The organism is Lentzea nigeriaca (assembly GCF_016907955.1).
GTDB lineage: Bacteria > Actinomycetota > Actinomycetes > Mycobacteriales > Pseudonocardiaceae > Lentzea > Lentzea nigeriaca.
Genome location: NZ_JAFBCX010000003.1, coordinates 194,919 through 214,464, shown reverse-complemented (window position 1 = coordinate 214,464; position 19,546 = coordinate 194,919). Strand labels below are relative to the sequence as shown.

Here is a 19,546-nt window from a genome sequence, read left to right as displayed (position 1 = left end):
CATGCGCGTCCTACTGATCGCCACCAACCGGGAAGCCCGGCCGTCCTACGCCGTGCCCGCGGGCGTGGCCTATCTGCAGAACGCCCTGCTCGAGGCGGGCCACGAGGCGCGGATCCTGGACCTGTGCTTCGAGCCGGACGAGCGGCTCGGACCGTTGGTCGAGGAGACCGTGCGGGAGTTCGACCCTGCGCTCATCGGGGTGTCCATCCGCAACGTCGACAACGAGACGTACCTGAGGTACCGGGGAAATCTCGGCGACGTCCGGATCGTGATCGAGGCCTGCCGGGCCAACTCGCCCGCGCCCGTGGTGCTCGGCGGCTCGGCGTTCTCGCTGATGCCGATGGAGATCATGAAGGTGCTGGACGTCGATCTCGGCGTGGTCGGCGAGGGCGAGTCAGCGATCGTGGCGCTGGCGGACGCGATCGGCAAGGGTGAGGCGATCGAGAGCTCGCCAGGCCTGATCCGGATGGTCGACGGGGCACTGGTCGCGGCGGAGCCGGCACGAGTCGCCGATCCGGCGAGCATCAGGGCACCGCGGACGTTCGTGCCGGATCCGCGTTACTTCAGCGCGAAGGTCGTCGGACCGCAGCCGACCTACGGCATCCAGACCAAGCGCGGCTGCACGTTCCGCTGCTCCTACTGCCCGGTGCCGTCGATCGAGGGCAAGCGGTTCCGGCTGCGCTCTCCGGTGGAGATCGTGGACGAGATGCGGCACGTGCGCGATCTTGCCGGGGTGCGCCGGTTCTTCATCACCGACAGCATCTTCAACCTGCCCAGGCGGCACGCGATCGCGGTGTGCGAGGAGCTGGTGCGAGCCGATCTCGGTGTGTCGTGGATGGCCTACACGAACCCGTTGCAATACGACACCGAGCTGACCGACCTGTTCAAACGGGCCGGCTGCGAGACGCTGAACTTCGGCCTGGACGCGGGCTGCGACGAGATGCTCACCAGTCTGCAGAAGGACTTCAGCCGCGAGGACATCCTCAACGCCACCCGCTGCGCCAAGCAGTCCGGAGTTCGCATCGTGCACTCGTTGCTGCTCGGCGGACCCGGTGAGACCGCGGAGACCGTCAAGTCCACATTGGACACGATGGCGGAGTGTCAGCCACACGTGCTCACCATCGCCTTCGGCATCCGTCTCTACCCGCAAACCCCGCTGTGGCAGAGCCTCGGCAAGCCGAGCGGCGACGTCGACATGCTGATGCCGCTGTTCTACGTGGACGAGGCCCTCGGCGGGGACGAGTGCACCGAGATCCTCCAGCTGATCAACACCTTCATCGCCGACCACCCGGAGGTGATGGTGCGGATGAACTTCGACCAGAACAAGCTCGCAACCGAGGTGGCCGCCAGCTCACTGCGCGTCTCCGCGACACAGGGATGAGTTCGATGACAGCAACCAAGGAACCCGCGCTGCCGTTCACGGCACGGGACCGCTACCCGGTCATGTGCTACCCGATGCCGTGGGCATCACCGGACTACCCGGCCATCGCGAGCCAGATGGGGCTGGGCTCGCCCGCCCCCACGCCGGGGCCGAAAGCCATGTACATGCACATCCCGTTCTGCCAGTACCTGTGCGGCTTCTGCCCGTTCGTCAAGTACAAGCAGGACCCCGAACGCATCCGGCAGTACCTGGTCGACCTCAAGCGGGAGATCGACAACTACGGTGCCACACCGTACTTCCGCGACGCCGCGTTCGGCTCGCTCTACATGGGTGGCGGCACCGCCAGCATCCTGGAGCCGGAGCAGCTGGCCGACCTGGTCGGGCACGCCAGGAGCGTGTTCACCTTCGCGCCGGACGCGGAGATCACCCTCGAATGCAGCCCGATCACGGTGGACGAGGACAAGCTGCGGCAGGTCGCGCAGGCCGGCGTGAACCGGGTGAGCTTCGGCGTGCAGACGTTCGACGACGAGGTCGGCAGGGCCAGCGACGTCGCGCAGGACGGCGACACCTCGCGCAGGGTGATCGGCTGGGCCCAGGCCGCCGGCATCGACCACATCAGCATCGACCTGATCTACAACCTGCCCGGCCAGACCGCGGAGCACGTCCGGTCGGACATCGACAGCGCGCTGGCGGCCGGGGTCAAGCAGGTCACCATGTTCCCGCTGTCGGTGATGCCGCACACCAAGCTGTTCCGAGACGTCAACGAGCGCAAGGTGGCGGGCATCGGCGAGCTCGACCACGAGCTGGAGCTCGCCAGGGTCGCCGCCGAGCACCTCGGGGAACGGGGCCTGGCGCAGACGTCGGTGCCGGACTTCTCGCTGCCGGAGGTCACCTACCGGCACGCACAGCTCCACTTCACGGAGTTCGAGGACCTGCTGGGCCTGGGCGCCGGTGCTATGGGCACGGTCAACGAGTACACGTACGTCAACGTGGCCGAGCTCAAGCGCTACCGGGAGCTGACCGAGCAGGGCCTGCCGCCGATCAACGCGGGCCAGCAGACGCCGGAGTCCGAGCGTCCCCGCGCCACCATGGCGATGGGCCTGCGGATGCTGGAAGTGAAGCGCTCGACCTTCGTGGCCCGCCACGGCGTGCAGCCGGAGGACTTGTTCGGCCCGCTGCTGACCGAGCTGACCGACCGCGACCTGATCGTCGTGGACGACGACGGCGTGCGGCTCACGCCCACCGGCACCCTGTTCGGCTACGACGTGGCCAAGGCCTTCTACTCCGACCAGATCAAGGCCGTCGGGCAGAAGCTGGCCGAATCGCTGGCCCGCAAGCGGGACGTGATCGACCTGGAACTCAACGGCTCGCACTCCGGAGGCACCGCGTGAGCACACCGACCATTCCCTACGCCAGTCGCGAGCGGATCTGCGTCTCGCACTACCCGCTGCCGGAGACCCCGCCGGAGCAAGCGGATATCGCCACCCTGATGGAGCTGGACCAGCCGAACACGCGGCCGGGCCAGAACGCGATGTACGTGCACATCCCGTTCTGCGACAAGATCTGCAACTTCTGCCCGTTCAACAAGCAGCTGATGGACGAGGCGAAGATGGACGCCTACCTGCAGCGGCTGAACGCCGAGATCACGCACTACGCCGGGACGCGCAGGGTGTCGTCGATGACGTTCGGCTCGCTGGCGATCGGGGGCGGCACGCCGAGCTGCATGACCGCCGACCAGATGGCGGGGTTCCTCGAGCACTGCCAGGACAAGCTGCGCTTCGCCGACGACGCGGAGTTCAGCATCGAGGGCAACCCGTCCAACTTCACCTACGACAAGCTGGTCGCCGCGCGCGCCGCCGGGTGCAACCGGATCAGCTTCGGCGTGCAGACGTTCAACGACCACTTCGCTGCCACGCTGGAAATTCCGCAGGAGCCGGAAACCTCCAGGGAAGCGACCCGGCTGGCCCGCAAGGCGGGCTACGACAACGTGGGCATCGACCTGATCTACAACCTGCCCGGCCAGACGGTCGAGCAGTGGCGGGCCGACGTGCAGGAGGCCATCGACTGGCGCTACGACCACGTCACGCTGTTCTCGCTGATCATCCCACCGTTCACCCGGCTGCACTCGTTGATCGACACCAGCAAGCTCGCCCGCCCCGGCGACCACGAACACGAGGTGACGCTGTACCGGCTGGCCTCGCAGATGCTCCGCGACGCGGGCTACGAGCAGTACTCGGTGTACGACTTCGCACTCCCCGGCAAGATCAACAAGCACGCGGTCCTGTACTTCTCCGAGCAGCGCGACCTGCTGGGCGTGGGCGCCGCCGCGTTCGGCTACCTGGGCCGGTACATGTACGTCAACAAGGGCCCGCTGGCCGAGTACGAGGGCTGCGTGGACGGTGGCGAACTGCCGGTGCTGATCGGCTCGAAGGCCGACCGCGGCGAGGAGATGTGCGGCCAGATGGCCAAGGGGCTGCGTCTGTTCAGCGTCAACCGGCACCTGTTCCGCGAGCTGTTCGCCGTGGACGCCGTCGACGTGTTCGCCGAGCAGATCGCCAAGCTCACCGCGCAGGGGCTGCTGACCGTCACCGACGACGCCATCGCGCTGACCGAGGACGGCGTGTTCTGGGGCAACAACGTCTGCCGCGAGTTCTTCTCCGAGCGGTTCACCCAGGTCGAGGCCATCCCGCGGGAAGTGCTCGCACGCGGGCGCCTGCTCAGGGAGGGCCAGAAGATGCCGAAGCGGCTGGACCGCTGACATGAGGACGAAGAACGTGCTCGGCATCTGCGGCTCGCCGAAGACCAGCGCGCCCAGCGCGAGCGAGTACCTGTGCCGGCAGGCGATGCGCGGCGCCGAGGAGGTCGGCGCGACGACCAGGGTGATCAGGCTGGTCGACTACCCCATCGAGGACTGCGACGGCTGCGGAGACTGCATGAACCGCACGCCGTGCCATTTGTTCAAACGGCCGGAGGACCGCTACATCCAGCTGTACAAGCACATCAAATGGGCGGACGCGTTCGTGTTCGCCTCCCCGGTGTACGCGCTGGGGCTGCCGTTCACCTGGAAGCAGTGGCTCGACCGGTGCGAGCCGGCCAACGCGGACGAACTGCAGTACCAGTACTACAACTACGAGGTGGCCGCGGACGTCAAGGGCACCGCGTTCCAGGGCAAGGTGGCCGCGCAGATCGTCACCTCCGCCGGCATCGGCCAGGAGTGGGCGATGGCGAGCCTGATGCCGTTGTGGACGAACGTGAAGCTGTCGGTGATCGCCAGCGTCGGACTGAGCTTGATCGAGTTCGACGAACAACCCGGCATCCGCACCAAACCGTGGGGCCAGGGCGTGCAGAACGCGGAGTACGCCATCGAGATCAGCCGGCAGATCGGCCGCAGGGTGGCCAACGCCATCGGCTTCTCCACGTTCAACGTGAACGGCTCGTCGCCGCGGCTGGGTCCCAGCAAAGGCAAGGACATCAGCGAGCACCTGAAGCTGCTGACCGATCTCGGCGACCGGCCTGCCGACGTCTCGCAGGGGCCCGGCGAGCTGACCGTGCTGGTGCTGGCCGGTCAAACCAAGAGCGAGGAGGCGATGCAGCGCATCGAGCGCATCCGCAAGCTCGCTCCTGGGCTCGACGTCCGGCTGGTGGCGGCGGTGGACCAGTTGCCGCACTTCATCAGCAGGGACTTCGTCAAGGGCAAGATCGCCGAGCAGAACCACCAGGTTCCGGTGCTGATGGACTGGGAACGCGGGTTCGGCGGCGCGTTGGGCCTGTCCGCGAACGTGGAGCCGCACCTGATCGTGGTGGACCGCCTCGGCCGGATGGTGCGGCAGATCTCCGGCACGCACACCACCCGCGACGCCGTCACCGAGGTGCTGGCGGTGCGCAACGACCTGTCCGGCGCTGGTCCGGTCTCGGTGGAGATCGGGATGGGAGAACCCAGATGACGCAAGGGTTGAGCACGCGCACCACCGTGCCGGCGACCGCGCGGGTGGTCACGCTGCCGGACGGCGCCCAGCTGTTCGTCCGCGTGGACGAGGGTGACCCGGAGGCGCCGCCAGTGGTGTTCCTGCACGGAAATCGGGACAACCACACACATTTCGCCGAGCTGGCCACGATGCTGTCCGGCGAACGCCGCTGCGCCAGCGTGGATCTGCGCGGCCACGGACTGTCGTCCAAAGAGGACGTTCCACTGTCCGCGCAGCAGTGCGCCGACGATCTCGTCACGGTGCTGGACGAACTGGGCTGGGAGAGCGCGGTCCTGGTGGGTCACTCGCTGGGCTCGGTCACGGCCATGGTGTTCGCGCTGGACCACCCCGATCGGGTGAATTCATTGGTGTTGATGGGATCGGCCGCGCACTACGAGATGAAGTGGCAGCGGCCACCGGTGACCGAGGAGACCTATCGGGACGTCATCGCGCAGTCCAACGAGCGGGCGGGGCCGTTTTTCTTTCTGCCGCACCATCCCGAGGTCGCGGCGAGGGTCATCGCGAGCTGGTCGTGGGTCCCTTTCTCCGTGCACAAGAATTTGATCCAGCTGCAACATCCGGACCTGCGTGAGCGGATCGGCGGCATCACCGCCCGCACCCTGGTGATCGCTGCCGACCAGGACAGGAGCACCCCGGTCAGCAGCGCGGAACTGCTGGTGGAACGCATTCCCGACGCGCAGCTGCACGTCGTGTCCGACGCCGGCCACTTCATGTTCCTGGAACATCCGGTCGAGGTCGCCACGACGATCAGGGACTTCCTGTCCCACCCCACAGAGTGAGTAACGTGTCGCGCAGGGTCACGATCAGTTGAGAAAGACCTTTGCGTGAAAGGGGAAAGCATGTCCGAGCCATCAGCAGGGGAGGCACGGCCGAACAGCGTGTGGCAGTCCCCGCACCGCACCACGCTCGCGGTGCTCACGGGCTGCGTTGTGCTGGTGTGGGCGGTGATGATGTCGGTATTCCCCGTCCTGCCGCACATCGCCGCCGAACTCCGCCTGGACTCGGCGAACCTGGGCGTGCTGCTCGCGGTGTCGTCGTTGGTGATGACCGTGCTCAACGTGCCGGCGGGCGTGCTGGCAGACCGTTACGGCCGCAAGCCACCGATCACGATCGGCCTGGGACTGTCCGCCGTCGGCATCGTCCTCGCCGCGTTGTCCACTTCGGGGCCCGCGTTGCTGATCGTCGGCTGGCTGGTGTTCGGTGTCGGCCGCGGCCTGTTCCTCTCCCCGGCCTTCACGGTGCCCGCCGACCTGTTCTCCTTCCAGCAGAGGGGAAAGGCGATCGGCGTGCTGGCAGGCGGGATCGGCGCGGGTTCGGTCATCGGCTACGTGCTGGGTGGTCTGCTCGCGGCCGGCGGCAGCTGGCAGCTGGTGTTGTGGGTGGACGGCGTGCTGCTGGTGATCGCCACGGTCGCCGCCGCGATGTTGCCGGAGAGCCTGAAGGAGAAGCTGCCCAGCACGCTGCCCAGGGCGTTCGCGCAGACGTTCGGCTGGTTCACCAACCGGACGGTGGTGCTGTCCGGTGTGGTGGCCGGTGTCGCGTTCGCCGTCGGTGTGGCCGCGACCTTCCTGGTTCCGTTCAGCCTCACGGTGCTCAACGCGTCGGCCTGGCTGATCGCGTTCGTCTTCATCCCGTACGAGGTCGTGGCCTCGGTCGGCACGACGGTCGCGGGCGCGATCTCCGACAAGATCGGCCGCAAGCCGGTGCTGATCGGCTGCCTCGCGCTGGTGGTGGTGGCGCTGGCCCTGCTGCCGCTGGTCGGTGTGTCGGTGGCGAGCGTGGCGATCATCTACGCGTTCGTCGGCCTGGCAGAAGGACCCGCGATCTCGTTGTCCACCACCATGGTCACCGACGAGGTGCTCAAGCTGGACCCGCGCCGCGTCGGCTCCGCGCTCGGTGCCAACCGGCTGGTGCAGGGCATCGGCCCGATCCTCGGTCCGGTGTTCGGCGGCCTGCTCGTGCAGGAGCTCGGCATCGACGCCCGGTTCTGGGTGCTGGCGGCGGCCGGAGTGGTCGCGGTGCTGCTGACCCTGCCGCTGCGCGGCACGCCCGCGAAGGTGGTGACGGCGTGAGCACTTCCGCGCTGCGCAAGGAGTTCAAGGACATCACCGAGGACGTGTCGGTGCCGCAACTGCGCAGGAACACCGCCGCGTTCTGGAAACGTCATCACGGTGATCCCGCCGGCGTGACGACGGCGTTGACCGGCCTGTGGACCGGTGCCGCCGACGAAAGCCTTCGCATGGGCATCGCCATGACGCTCGGCCCGGCCGCGGACACCGTCGCCGACGCGATGGAGTTCCTGCTCGTCACCGTGCCACGTGACGACGACTGGCGCGTGCAGGAGGCGCTGGCCAAGGGATTCGACTGGTTCTGTGCGGTCCGGGGCTGGGAGAAGTCCGTTCCGGTCATCGAGCAGTGGCTCGGACACGAGCACCACAACGTGCGCAGGGCCGCGGCGGAGGGCCCGCGCGTGTGGACGAAACGCCCGTACTTCAAAGACAACCCCGAGCATGCCCTGGAGTTGCTGGGCCGGTTGCGCGCGGACTCCAGCGAGTACGTGCGCAAGTCGGTGGGCAACTCGTTGTCGGACATCAGCAAGACCCATCCGGACCTCACCCTGGCCTCGCTGAGCGCATGGGCAGCCGAGCCCGGTGCCGCCTGGGTGATCACCCGCGCCTGCCGCCACCTGGTGGACACGCGCGCCGAGCAGACGAAGCGACTTCTCGCTGTGATGAAGGGATGAACCTGTGGCCATCGGTTCGGACGTGTTCTCACTCCCCACCTTCGCGGGCGCCGTCGACGGGCCGCCCACCGCCATGTTCCAGCGGATCAGCGAGCTGACCGTGCTCGCGGACCAGCTCGGTTTCGGCCGCGCGTGGTTCGCCGAGCACCACTTCCAGCCGCACGGCGGCATCCTGTCCGCGCCGGACGTCCTGATCGCCGCACTGGCCGACCGCGCGCCGCGGATCCGGTTCGGGCTCGGTGTCGTACAGGTGCCCTACCACCACCCGCTGTCCGTCGCGGAGCGGGTGGCCACACTCGACCAGGTCACCGGGGGCCGGGTCGAGCTGGGGCTCGGGCGGGCGTTCCTGAAGTGCGAGTACGACGGCTTCGGCATCCCGATGACGGAGAGCCGCGCGCGGTTCAACGAGGGCGTTGACGTCATCGTGTCCGCGCTCACCGGCAAGGAGTTCGGTCACGACGGGCAGTTCTTCCAGTTCCCGGAGCTGCACGTGGAGCCGGCGTGCGTGCAGGCGCCGCCGCCGGTGTGGGTGGCGGCCGCGACCACGCCGGAGACGTTCGAGTGGGCCGGGCGCAACGGTTTCCACCTGATGGTGGCGCCGCTGCTGTCGCCGGACCTGCCGTCGCTGGGCGAGAAGGTCGAGCTGTACCTGGACTCCTGGACCGCGTCGGGGCACGCCCTGGACGACGTCGAGATCATGGTCAACGTGCACGTGCACGTGGCCGACGACGACGAAACGGCGCTCGCCGAGGCAGAGCCGCACCTGCGCCGGTACGTGGACGAGACCCGCGCGGCCGGCGCCTCCGCGATCGCCACCTTCCACCGCGACGGCGTGCCTGCCGACTTCGCGCACTATCCGGCGCTGGGCAAGCGCTGGTTCGACTTCACGGTGCCCGGCGCCATCGAGCGGGGCGCGGTAGCGGTCGGCTCGCCGGAGACCTGCCGGCGGATTCTGAACGCCCTGGCCGACCAGCTGCACTGCACGTCGATCGCCGCCACCTTCGACTTCGGGCAGCCGCAGGAACTGGTGGAGCGGTCCATGCGCCGTTATGCCGCCGAGCTCTTGAGCGCGCTGTGAGCGGCTTCCCGTTGCCGTTCCGGCTGGCGCTGCGGGTCCTCGGTGCGCTGAAGGTGCTGGGCCTGCGGCCGGGGGAGCCGTTGCTGCCCCGCCTGCTGTTCATGGGCGCGGACTCAGGCGAGGCCGTGGATGCGTTGCGGCGCATCAGATCCGTGTCCGACTGGGTGCGGGAGTGGACCGCACTCGGTGAGAAGCACGAGGAGTTCGGGAGGCAGGCTGTCGACGGGGGCGACTCGGTCGGTGCGGTCGAGAGCCTCACCCGCGCGGTCGCGTACCTGCGGGTCGCCGAGTACCTCGAAGCCGACGATCAGGCGCGGCGCCGGCTGTGGACGCACCTGGTGGCGGTGAGCGCGCTGGTCGCCGAGCACAGCACGCCCCGCGTGGTGCGGCGGGACATCCCGGTACCGACACTGCTCAGCCTGCCGGGGACCGACGGGCCCGCGCCGTGTGTGCTGACGCTGGGAGGGGTGGACGGGGTGAAGGAGGAGTTCTTCGGCCTGCTCGCCGCCTACGCCGCCCGCGGCTGGGCCGGGGTCGCGCTCGACCTGCCGGGTCAGGGGGAGCTGCGCCGGTTCGGTGGGGTGCCGTGGCGCGCGGATGCGGAAACCGTGGTGTCGGAGGTGATCGACGGTTTGGTCAAGACACCGGAGATCGATCCGGAGCGGATCGTCGTGGTCGGCGGCAGTGCCGGCGGCTACTTCGCCCTGCGCATCGCCGCCACCGACCACCGGATCGCCGGTTGTGCGGTGATTTCCGCTCCAGTGCGACTTCTGGACGTCTATGCCTCCGCACCGGAACCGATTCCACGCACGATGCGGTACAACCTGAAGGCCGAGTCCGCCGAAGCGGCGCGAGAAGCCTTGCGCGCCTTCGACGTCGAGCCGCTGCTGGGCGACATCACCTGCCCGGTGCTGCAGATCCACGGCGGCCGTGACGGCACGGTGCCGATCGGGCAGAGCGAGCCGGTGCGGACCGTGCTGGGAGATCTGGTCCAAACCGTCGTCTACCCGGACGGCGACCACATGTGCTTCAACCACCGGCCGGCGTGGGAGGCGACCCTGCGTGGCTGGCTGACGGAGCGGTTCACTCACCAGCGCCGGATGCCGTGCTCGAACCCGTAGATCACGAGCTGCACGCGGTCACGGCAGCCCAGTTTCTCGTGCAGGTGCCGGACATGGCTCTTCACGGTGGTGTAGCTGACCATCAGGCGATCGGCGATCTCCTCGTTGCGCAGCCCCGAGACGACGAGTTGCAGCACCTCGAACTCGCGTCCGGTGAGACCGTCCGGCATCTCGGGTGTCTGCCCCGGCGGCGGCTGGGACACGAAGGCGGAGATGAGCCTCAGCGTGGAACTGGGTGACAGCAGCGCCTCGCCGGAATGCGCTGCCCTCAGCGCCGCGACGACGACCTCCGGCGGCGAATCCTTGACGATGAAGCCGGTGGCGCCCCGGCACAGCGCGGTGAACAGGTACTCGTCGTGGTCGTAAATGGTGAACATGACGACCTTCACGCCTGTGCAGCCGCCGGGGCCGGTGATGTGGGACAGGGCCTCCAATCCATCCATTCTGGGCATTCGGATGTCCATCAGCACGACGTCCGGTTTCAATTTACGGCACAGTTCGACCGCGTCCGCACCGTCCTCCGCTTCGCCGACAACGGCCATGCCGGCCCGTTCGCACAGCACGCTGCGCAAACCGATGCGGACGAGCGGTAGGTCATCAACGAGCAACACCCGGATGAGCCCCATTGCCGCTCACCCAGGCAGGGACACTTCGAGGGTGAATTGATCCGCGGCGCTCAGTCGTGTGGTCACCCGGCCGCCGCTTTGTGCGACGGCCTTGACCAGACCATTCAGGCCGGATCGGCCCTCCCGCTCGGTGCGTGTGACGCTGGTCCGGCCGGCCACGCTCGAGATGGTCAACAGGATTTCCGATCCGAATTCGAGCTGAACCGAGACGCGCCCGCCGGTGCTGTGTTTCGCCGCGTTGGCCACGCCTTCCCGGACGATCCTTTCGATCAGGATTTCCTGAGCGGGGGTGACCTGGAAGAAGCTCGACCCGGACACGGTCGTCGAGACGTCCACGACGTTGTCCGGAACCTGCGCAGGAAGCTCTTTCATCCACTGCACCAGCCCGTTCGGCGACGGCTTGTCGATCTGGCCTGCGCGCAACAGCGTCGAGACCCGGCGCAGGCCGCGCAGCGCGGCTTCGGACATGTCGGCGAGCCGGGCCAGATCCTTGGGGTCGCAGCCGCCGCCCTCCGCCCGCCAAATCCGCGTCTGCGAGGTGAGAAGCACCAGGTGATGGCCGACGATGTCGTGCAGCACGTCCGCGGCGTGTCTCAGGTCGGTCAGCGGATGCGCCTCCGACGGGTGGGCCGGCCTGTTTCCTTGCGAGGAATCACCCGCGTCATCCATTATTCCCCCCTGGCGTGATCGTTACTCGTGAGTCGGTTACCTGCCCCGCGCGTTGTTCCGGTTTCGGCAAAGATTAGCAGCTCGGTCGAGGAGGAGTCGGGAAACAGTTGCTCTCGACGCTGTTGCGAACGGGTGATTTACTTTCACTTTCAGTCGTGGTAGGGCAGTCGTCGTTCTGGTCTCCGAATCGGGCATTTGAGGCAAGTTTCGGTTTCATGTTAGCGGTGAGTTTGCTGGTATTGATCCAAGTAATTCGCCGATACTCCAACCGCAGTCGGCACCGGTCGTCCTCGCGGCTCATTCGATTTCTTGATGGGCGGTCGCTCGGTAATTGACGCGCCTTCGAGTGGATCACCATGACGTGATCGCGGATACCGACAGGAGGTGACCGGTGTTGTACCTCGCCGAGGGTTGCGAGGCCGAAGTGATCCCCGGCGGCGGTGTGCGAGCCGGCCCTGCCGGCCCTGGACGAACTCGTCGTGACCGCCTGGGCGGCCGGCGGCCCAGGCGCTACGAGGGCTACCTGGTGCGGAGGCACGGCAATGTGTGGGGCTGTGGACCGAGGGAGGCGAGTTCCGCTTCGACAGCACGACCGGGCTGCTGGAGAGCCTGGCGATCGACCGCGGCGCCACCCCGCCGCCGGTCGGTGCTGTGGGAGAAGATCGCCTGTCACAATTCGCGGTGGTACTGCCCAGGAACAGCCGAGACTGCCGTCGGTGGGTGGAAACCGCTGCAGGACAACGGTTTCCACCCACCGGCCGGTCATCAGGCCATCTCGGCCAGCAGCGGGACGGGGATCTCGAAGTGCACAGTCTGGTTGCGATCGGGGTCGCCGTCGCGCGCGTCGCACACCTCGACCGCGACGGAGCGCCAGAACGCTTCCGCGCCCGCCACGCGAGTGTCCGTGTGCAGGTAGATCTGTTCGTAGCCGGGGGTTTCCGCGATGAACCGGACCGCGGCGTCGACCAGCGCACGTGCCAGGCCGCGGCGGCGGTGCGACGGCCGGACGTACACCCGGAACAGCTGCGCCGTCCGGTCGCCGGAGTAGCGCTCGGCGATCCAGGCCGGGTGCGGCGGGCTGGCCGGTCCCTGCGCCCGCACGGCCGTCGTGCCCACGACCTCGTCCCCGTCGACCGCGACGAACAACGCGTGCCTCGGGGTGTCGAGGTAGGTGCCGGCCAGGTCGATCACGTCGGTGTGCCACTGGGGGCGGTAGCCGTGGCCGAACTCGTGGTAGAAGGTGTCCAGCATGACGCTGCGGGCGCCCGGCAGGTCGGCGTGGGTCGCCAGCCGCACCTCGTGGGACCCCTTGTGGTGCTCGTTCACTTCATCCTCTCTTTGGCGCCGTCCAACGTCGTCGCCACCGGGCCGTCCAGGACGACCCGTCCTTCGTGGAGCACGACCACCCTGTCGGCGAGGCGGGCCACGACGTCGAGGTCGTGGCTGATCAGCACGAGCGCGCACGGCACGCTCGCGAGCAGGTCGAGCAACCCGGCGCGGGTCACCGCGTCGAGGCCCGAGGTGATCTCGTCGCACACGAGCACCTCGGGTGCGGCGAGCAGGGCGCGCACGAGCGCGGCTCGCTGGAGCTCGCCGCCGGACAGACCGCGCGGCGGCCGCAGCACCGTCCGTGAGTCGAGGCCGACCTGGCCCAGGGCGGCGAGTGCGGCGGTACGGGCCTCGGTGGGGCGGGCGCCGCGCAGCCGCACTGCCGTCCTGGCGACCTGGTCCAGCACGGGACGGTGCTCGTCGAACGAACTCCGCGCGTCCTGGAAGACGTACTGCACGGCGGCGAGCGCGGCGCGCGGCCGGCGGCGCAGCGACCGGGCGAGTGGACGGTCGTGCAGCAGCACCTCGCCGGTGACCTGCTGGTGCAGACCGGCGAGGCAGCGGCCGAGTGTGGTCTTGCCGCTGCCGGAACGGCCGACGACCGCCAGCCGTTCGCCGATCTCCAGATCCACGTCGTGCAGCACGGTTGCGTTGCGGTAGCGGGCGGTCAGGCCGCGGACCCGCAGGCGTGGCGGCCGCTCGGGCACCTCGAACGACACCGGTGGCAGAGCGTCGAGCAGCGCACGGGTGTAGTCCTCTTGAGGATTGGTCAGCAGCTCGTCCGCAGGCCCCGCTTCGACGACGCGTCCGGTACGCAGCACCACGATCTCGTCGGCCAGCGCCCGCACCACCTCCACGTCGTGGGTCAGCAGCACCAGTGCCACGCCCTGAGCGACCACGGCGGCGAGCTCGTCCACGACCTCGGCGCGGGTCAGGGCGTCCTGCCCGGTGGTGGGTTCGTCGGCCACCAGCACCGCCGGGTTCCCGACCAGCGCCTGGGCGAGGACGACGCGTTGCTGCTGGCCGCCGGACAGCTGGTGCGGATAGCGGCGCAGCAGGTCGGCAGGCACCCGAGCGCGGCGCAGGGCCGTGTCCACCAGCGAGCCGGGATCACCGTCGTGCAGTGCGGCGATCTCACGGAACACCGCGCCGAGCCGGCGCACCGGGTTGAGTGCGGACGCCGGCTGCTGGGGCACGAACCCGACGCGCCCGTGCACCTCGACGCGGCCGCTCACCGCCACGCCGGGAGCGTGTTCGCCCAGCAGAGCCAGACCCGTGGTGGTCTTGCCGCTGCCGGAGCCGCCGACCAGCGCCAGCACCCGGCCAGCTGACAACGCGAAGCTCACGCCGTCGAGCAGCACGTGCCCACCCGCTTCGGCGCGCAGGTCTTCGACGTGCACGACCAGGCTCATGTGCGCACCTTCCGCAACGCGCGGTCGAACACCAGGTTCAACCCGACGGACAGAGCGACGATGAGCAGCGCGGGGACCACGACCGTCAACGGTTGCAGGAACAGCCCGCCGCGGTTGCGGTCGACCATCACGGCCCAGTCCGCGGCGTCGGGCGGCACACCGACTCCCAGGAAACTGGCCGATGCCACCAGGTACAGCGCCGCGGTGAGCCGGACACCCACGTCGGCGGCGAGGGTGCGCAGCATCGACCGTCCTGTGTAGACGATCGAGGTCTGCCACCACGACTCGCCCTGCATGCGCATCGCCTCCAGGGCCGGCCGTCCGGAGATCTCCAGTGCCGCCGCGCGGGAAAGCCTTGCGACGTCAGGAAAGTTGACGAGCGTGACGACTCCGACGAGCACCGGAAGACCCTGTCCGGCGATGGCGGCCACGAGGATGAGAACCAGCAACGACGGCACCGCCAGCAGGACGTCGAGCGGCCGCATGAGCAGCTCGTCGACCAGCCTCGACCGGGTGGTGGCCGCGAGAACGCCGTAGGGGACACCGGCCAGATAGGACGCGAGGGTGGCGATCAACGCCACCAGCACGACCGTCTGGCCTCCCGCGAGCACCTGGTACCAGGCGTCGCGGCCCACGAAGTCGGTGCCCAGCAGGCCCTGCGGCAGGAACGGCGCACGGCGGTTCTGCTGCTCCGGCACGAACAACGGTCCCAGCAACGCCAGCGCCAGCGGTACCGCGATCAGCAGCCCGCCGATGCCCGCCCGCCTCACGCGACCACCTCCGCGCGCGGTGCCAGCCGGAACGCCACCAGGTCGGCCAGCAGGTTGACGGTCACGGTCGTGACGGCGAAGACCACGGCCAGGCCCTGCACCACGGGAAGATCGCGGGCGGCCACGGCGTCCACGAGAACGGTGCCCAGGCCGGGGATCACGAACACCGCCTCGACGACGATCACCCCGCCCAGCAACCAGTCCGTGGTGCGCGCGACCTGCTGCACGGCCGGCGCCAGCGCGTTCGGCAACGCGTGGGCGAACCGCACCCGCGTCTCGCCGAGCCCGAGCCGGCGGGCGTGGCGCACGTAGTCCGAGGCCAGTGCGTCCACCATGCCCGCGCGCACCAGGCGGCTGATCGAGCAGATCGGCCGGGCCAGCAGCACCACCAGTGGCAGCACCAGCACCGCGGGCTGGGCGAGCAGGTCCGCGCCGACCGCCGTCGGCGGCAGCCACGTCAGCTGCACACCGAACACCGCGATCAGCACCACGGCGAGCGCGAACTCGGGGATCGAGTGCAGCGCCACACTGATCGACGTCAACGCCCGGTCCAGCAGGCTGCCTTCGCGCAGCGCCGCCAGGACACCCACCAGCACGGAGATCGGCACCAGCAGCGCCAGGGTCAGCGCCGCCAGCAGGAGCGTCGGGCCGATCCCGCCGAACAGGAAGTCCGCGACCGGTCGCCCCGACACCAGCGACACGCCGAAGTCGAGTCGTGGCAACGCGATCAGCCACTCCAGGAACCGTTCGGGCGCGGGGCGGTCTAGGTCCATGGCCGCGCGGATCTGGGCGATGCGTGCCGGGTCCGGGTTGTCGCCCGCCAGCGCCACCGCCGCGTCGCCGGGCAGTGCCTGCACGACGAGGAACACGAGGGTGACGACGGCGAGCACCTGCACCAGCCCGAGTGCGACCCGCCTGGCCGCGTAGGACGCGAGGCTCACCCCAGCCACACCTTGTCGAACCGGGCCCAGTCGAGGGTGTTGGCCGGTGCGGTGGAGATCCCGCCGACGCTCGGCTTCGCGCCCACGATCCAGTCGGCGAAGCCCCACATCAGGTAGCCGCCCTCGGCGTGCAGCACGCGCTGCATCTCCCGGTACGCCTCGTCGCGCGCGGACGCGTCCGAAGTGGACACCGCCTTCTCGTAGAGCGCGTCGAACTCCGGCCGGTTCCACTTGGTCACGTTGGTGCCCGCGCCCTTGAGCAGGCGTTGCGAGATGTGGGTCTCGATGGGCATCGCGCCGGAGCGGAAGCTCGACAGCGAGCCGTTCTTGAGCGTGTCGGCCCAGTAGCTGTCCTTGTTGCCCTGGACGACCTCGATCGTCAGGCCGGAACCCTTGACCTGGTCGGCGAACACCGTGGCCGCCTCCACCATCCCGGCCGCGGCGGTGGAGGTGTCGAGCTTGACCACCAGGCCCTCGGCACCGGCCTTGCGGATCAGGAACTTCGCCTTGTCCAGGTCGCGCTGCCGCTGGGGGATGTCGCCCGCGTAGTGCTGGTAGCCCTTGCCGAACAGGTCGTTGCCGACCTGTCCGCTGCCCGCGAGCACCGACTCCACCAGCTGCGGTCGGTCGGCGAGCAGGAACAGCGCCTCGCGCAGGTCGCGGTTGTCGAACGGCGGCCGGTCGAGCTTCATGGCGAACGCCTGCACGGCGCTGTTGGGGGAGCGGTGGATCGTCATCCGGTCGCCGGAGGCGTGGCTGCGCGCGGTGGTCGGCGTCAGGTCGTGCGCGTACTCGACCTGCCCGCCCAGCAACGCGTTGGTGCGCGCGGACTCCTCGTTGGCGATCACGAACTCCAGCTCGTCCAGGTGGGGAGCACCTTCCCAGTAGTCCGGGTTTCGCTTGAGCAGCACGGACTTTCCCGGCTCGAACGACACGAAGCCGAACGGACCCGACCCGATCGGCTTGGTGAAGTCCTCCGCACCCTCGGGCACGATGTACGTGCCGAACGCCGCGAGGGCGTTGGGGAACTCGGCGAACGGCCGCTTCAGCGCGAACTCGACGGTGCGGTCGTCCACCGCACGGCTGTTCGGCAGGTCGATCAGCGCGAGGCTCGACTTGGCGCGGAACGCCCGGTTCGGGTCGAGGATGCGCGCGTAGCTGGCGAGCACGTCCTGGGCGCGCACTGGTCTGCCGTCGTGGAACTTCGCCTGGCGCAAGGTGATCCGCCAGCGGGTCAGGTCCGCGTTCGGCTCCCACTTCTCCGCGAGGCGCGGCTGCGGTGACACGTCGTCGCCGAGGTCCGCGAGCTTGTCGAACAGCGCCTTGGACCGTGCGGCTTCGACGAACAGGTTCGCCAGGTGCGGGTCGAGGACCTCCTTGGCGCCGCCACCGGCGAACGCGGCGCGCAGCCTGCCGCCGGCGCGCGGCGTGGACGTGGCCGAGGTGGCACCGCTGCCGCATCCCGCGAGGGTGACGACCGTCAGGCCGGTGGTGAGACCGAGGAAACCGCGGCGGTTCAGGGGCATGCTGGTTCCTTTCACTGGCACCCGCTTCGGCGGAGGCGGGCCACGACGTGGAGACGATCACCGGACAGCGCGCCGCTCAGTGGGGCGTCGGCGGTCCAGGGCTCGTTGGTGCGCGGGCCGGGGGAGTCGAACAGGGCGAGGACGTCGAACCCGGCGAGGTCGAGCAGGTGACGCAGTTCCTGGGGGAACAGCAGCCGCCAGGCCGAGGTCTGCACGAGCGGTTCGGCGCGCCCGGCCCACTCCCAGGTGCGGCGGCGACGCAGCAACTGGCCGGCGTGGTCGATCCACAGCTCGGTGTGCGACGTGTACTCGGTGCCCCGCCACGTCACCGAGCGAGTGCGCACGCCGTCGAGGAGTTCGGTGTTGCCGAGGAAGAACGCGCCGTTGCGCATCTCCGCGACGAACAACCCGCCGGGTACCAGGTGGTTCCGGCAGCGGTTCAGGAACGCGTCGAGGTCGGCGTTGGTGTGGCAGTACAGCATCGCACTGTCCAAACAGGTCACGACGTCGAAGCGGCGGCCGAGGTCGAACGTCCGCATGTCGGCCGGCACTACCTCGACGGCCGGGTGGTGCTCGCGGACGTGCGCGAGCATGCTCTCCGAGCTGTCCACCCCGGCGACGCGATAACCGTTGCGGGACAACCACCCCGCGTCGCGCCCGGTGCCGCAGCCGACGTCGAGCAGATCCCGCCCGCTGGTTCCGAACCGCATGACGACGTCGTGCACGAACCGGGCCGCCATGTGCCCGGGATCGGGGAACTGGTGCTCGTACAGCTCGGGGTTGTCGGTGAGCAGGTTCATCGGACGACCTCCCGCTGTGGTGGGGCGAGCGCGCCGCGGCGGTGCAGCCACATCGCACCCGCGGCGCCGGTGAGCCCGATCGCGACGCACAGCAGGAACGCGAGCCGGTTGCCGAACCCGGCGACCCACCCGACGGCGGTGTTGCCGAGGGCGGCGGCCAGTCCTGACCCCAGGTAGAACACGCCGAAGTGGGTGCCGGCCAGACTGTCCGGGCCGAACGAGGGGATCAGGTCGTAGACCAGCGGGTGCGCGATCATCACGCCGGCCGCCAGCGCGAGCGTGGCCACCAGCACCGGCGCGAGGCCGGACCACAGTGCGGGCGCCGCGAACCCGGCACCCATGACCGCCAGGCCCGCCGCCATCACCGGCCCGCGTGCCCAGCTCGACACCCGGCGTGTGATGCGGACCTGGAACAGCAGCGTCGCGACCGTGGAGACGATGAACAGCGCGGCGACGATCGCGTTCGACCCCGTGGCCTGGTGCGCCTGGATCGGCAACAGCAGGTAGAGCTGGTTCTGCAGCACGAATATCCCGCTGAACACGCACGTGAACGCGACGAACCGGCGGTTCGTGAAGCACTCACGCCAGTCACCCAGGATCGATCCTCCGCGCCGGGCGGCCGGTCGTGCGGGCAGCACGACGGCCTGGGCGACGGTCAGCACCGCGAAGATCCCGGCCGCCACCACCGCGGACACCCGGAAGTCCCACAGCAGCAACACACTGCCGAGCACCGGCCCGCACAGCGCGCCCGCCTGAGCGTAGACGTTGAACCGGGCGAACGCGTCGGCGCGCGCGTCTCCGGCTTCCAATGCGATGTAAGCGCGCACCGCGGGGTTGAACAGCGCCCCGGCCAGTCCACTGAGGACGGACGCGGCCAGCACCACGGCGAGCGACTCGCCGATCGCGAACAGCCCGAACCCCACCGCGCGCAGGGCGCAGCCGGCGAGGATGACGGTCCGGGGTCCCAGCCGGTCGGAGGCGGTGCCGCCCAGCAGGAACAGGCCCTGCTGGCTGAGCGTGCGGACGCCGAGCACCACACCGATGACGGCCGCGGACATGCCCAGGCTGCCGAGGTGGGTCGCCAGGTAGGGGATCAGCAGGTAGAAGCCGGTGTTGACGGCGAACTGGTTGACCAGCAGCAACCGCACCGGCAACGCGAACCGG

At 69.2% G+C, this 19,546-nt stretch carries 18 protein-coding genes; 9 read left to right on the top strand and 9 right to left on the bottom strand.

The window, feature by feature from the left end; translation table 11 throughout:
• Position 1: 1 nt before the first annotated feature.
• From JOD27_RS11915 to JOD27_RS11875, 9 genes are read left to right on the top strand one after another with little or no spacing between them, the layout of a single operon-like run.
• Positions 2–1,381, top strand: a complete 1,380-nt coding sequence (locus JOD27_RS11915) for a B12-binding domain-containing radical SAM protein (protein ID WP_204762238.1) — start codon at positions 2–4, stop codon at positions 1,379–1,381.
• Between the two features lie 5 nt (positions 1,382–1,386).
• On the top strand, positions 1,387–2,772 hold the full coding sequence (locus tag JOD27_RS11910) for a coproporphyrinogen-III oxidase family protein (protein WP_204762237.1): 1,386 nt from the start codon (positions 1,387–1,389) through the stop codon (positions 2,770–2,772).
• Positions 2,769–4,139: a radical SAM family heme chaperone HemW gene (hemW, locus tag JOD27_RS11905; protein ID WP_204762236.1), complete on the top strand. Its 1,371-nt coding sequence runs from the start codon at positions 2,769–2,771 to the stop codon at positions 4,137–4,139. The genes JOD27_RS11910 and hemW overlap by 4 nt, the downstream gene beginning before the upstream one ends.
• Before the next feature lies 1 nt (position 4,140).
• Complete coding sequence (locus JOD27_RS11900) at positions 4,141–5,325, top strand: flavodoxin family protein (RefSeq protein ID WP_204762235.1); 1,185 nt, start codon at positions 4,141–4,143, stop codon at positions 5,323–5,325.
• Positions 5,322–6,146: an alpha/beta fold hydrolase gene (locus JOD27_RS11895; RefSeq protein ID WP_204762234.1), complete on the top strand. Its 825-nt coding sequence runs from the start codon at positions 5,322–5,324 to the stop codon at positions 6,144–6,146. Before JOD27_RS11900 ends, JOD27_RS11895 begins: the two co-directional genes overlap by 4 nt.
• A gap of 60 nt (positions 6,147–6,206) precedes the next feature.
• Positions 6,207–7,439, top strand: coding sequence for an MFS transporter (locus JOD27_RS11890; RefSeq protein WP_204762233.1), 1,233 nt, complete (start codon positions 6,207–6,209; stop codon positions 7,437–7,439).
• Positions 7,436–8,110: a DNA alkylation repair protein gene (locus JOD27_RS11885; RefSeq protein ID WP_204762232.1), complete on the top strand. Its 675-nt coding sequence runs from the start codon at positions 7,436–7,438 to the stop codon at positions 8,108–8,110. The genes JOD27_RS11890 and JOD27_RS11885 overlap by 4 nt, the downstream gene beginning before the upstream one ends.
• A 4-nt stretch (positions 8,111–8,114) precedes the next feature.
• Positions 8,115–9,188: an LLM class flavin-dependent oxidoreductase gene (locus JOD27_RS11880; RefSeq protein WP_204762231.1), complete on the top strand. Its 1,074-nt coding sequence runs from the start codon at positions 8,115–8,117 to the stop codon at positions 9,186–9,188.
• Entirely contained in the window at positions 9,185–10,309 is a 1,125-nt protein-coding gene (locus JOD27_RS11875) for an alpha/beta hydrolase family protein (protein ID WP_204762230.1), read from the top strand. The genes JOD27_RS11880 and JOD27_RS11875 overlap by 4 nt, the downstream gene beginning before the upstream one ends.
• Here the strand turns inward: JOD27_RS11875 and JOD27_RS11870 are convergent.
• The 9 genes from JOD27_RS11870 to JOD27_RS11830 form a co-directional block, all read right to left on the bottom strand.
• Positions 10,276–10,935, bottom strand: coding sequence for a response regulator (locus tag JOD27_RS11870; protein ID WP_204762229.1), 660 nt, complete (start codon positions 10,933–10,935; stop codon positions 10,276–10,278). The genes JOD27_RS11875 and JOD27_RS11870 overlap by 34 nt on opposite strands.
• Before the next feature lie 6 nt (positions 10,936–10,941).
• Positions 10,942–11,604, bottom strand: a complete 663-nt coding sequence (locus tag JOD27_RS11865; RefSeq protein ID WP_204762228.1) for a sensor histidine kinase — start codon at positions 11,602–11,604, stop codon at positions 10,942–10,944.
• A 765-nt stretch (positions 11,605–12,369) separates the two neighbouring features.
• Positions 12,370–12,930, bottom strand: a complete 561-nt coding sequence (locus JOD27_RS11860; RefSeq protein WP_307830091.1) for a GNAT family N-acetyltransferase — start codon at positions 12,928–12,930, stop codon at positions 12,370–12,372.
• Positions 12,927–14,345 carry an ABC transporter ATP-binding protein gene (locus JOD27_RS11855; RefSeq protein ID WP_204762227.1) on the bottom strand — a complete coding sequence of 473 codons (1,419 nt, stop codon included), beginning with the start codon at positions 14,343–14,345 and terminating at the stop codon, positions 12,927–12,929. Before JOD27_RS11855 ends, JOD27_RS11860 begins: the two co-directional genes overlap by 4 nt.
• Positions 14,342–15,115 carry an ABC transporter permease gene (locus tag JOD27_RS11850; protein WP_204762226.1) on the bottom strand — a complete coding sequence of 258 codons (774 nt, stop codon included), beginning with the start codon at positions 15,113–15,115 and terminating at the stop codon, positions 14,342–14,344. Before JOD27_RS11850 ends, JOD27_RS11855 begins: the two co-directional genes overlap by 4 nt.
• Positions 15,112–16,056: an ABC transporter permease gene (locus JOD27_RS11845; RefSeq protein WP_204762225.1), complete on the bottom strand. Its 945-nt coding sequence runs from the start codon at positions 16,054–16,056 to the stop codon at positions 15,112–15,114. Before JOD27_RS11845 ends, JOD27_RS11850 begins: the two co-directional genes overlap by 4 nt.
• Entirely contained in the window at positions 16,053–17,582 is a 1,530-nt protein-coding gene (locus JOD27_RS11840) for an ABC transporter substrate-binding protein (RefSeq protein WP_204762224.1), read from the bottom strand. The genes JOD27_RS11845 and JOD27_RS11840 overlap by 4 nt, the downstream gene beginning before the upstream one ends.
• Positions 17,583–17,593: 11 nt before the next feature.
• A complete protein-coding gene (locus tag JOD27_RS11835) occupies positions 17,594–18,382 on the bottom strand; it encodes a class I SAM-dependent methyltransferase (RefSeq protein ID WP_204762223.1) in 789 nt (262 codons plus the stop codon).
• Positions 18,379–19,524 carry an MFS transporter gene (locus tag JOD27_RS11830; RefSeq protein WP_372441691.1) on the bottom strand — a complete coding sequence of 382 codons (1,146 nt, stop codon included), beginning with the start codon at positions 19,522–19,524 and terminating at the stop codon, positions 18,379–18,381. Before JOD27_RS11830 ends, JOD27_RS11835 begins: the two co-directional genes overlap by 4 nt.
• Positions 19,525–19,546 lie beyond the last annotated feature (22 nt).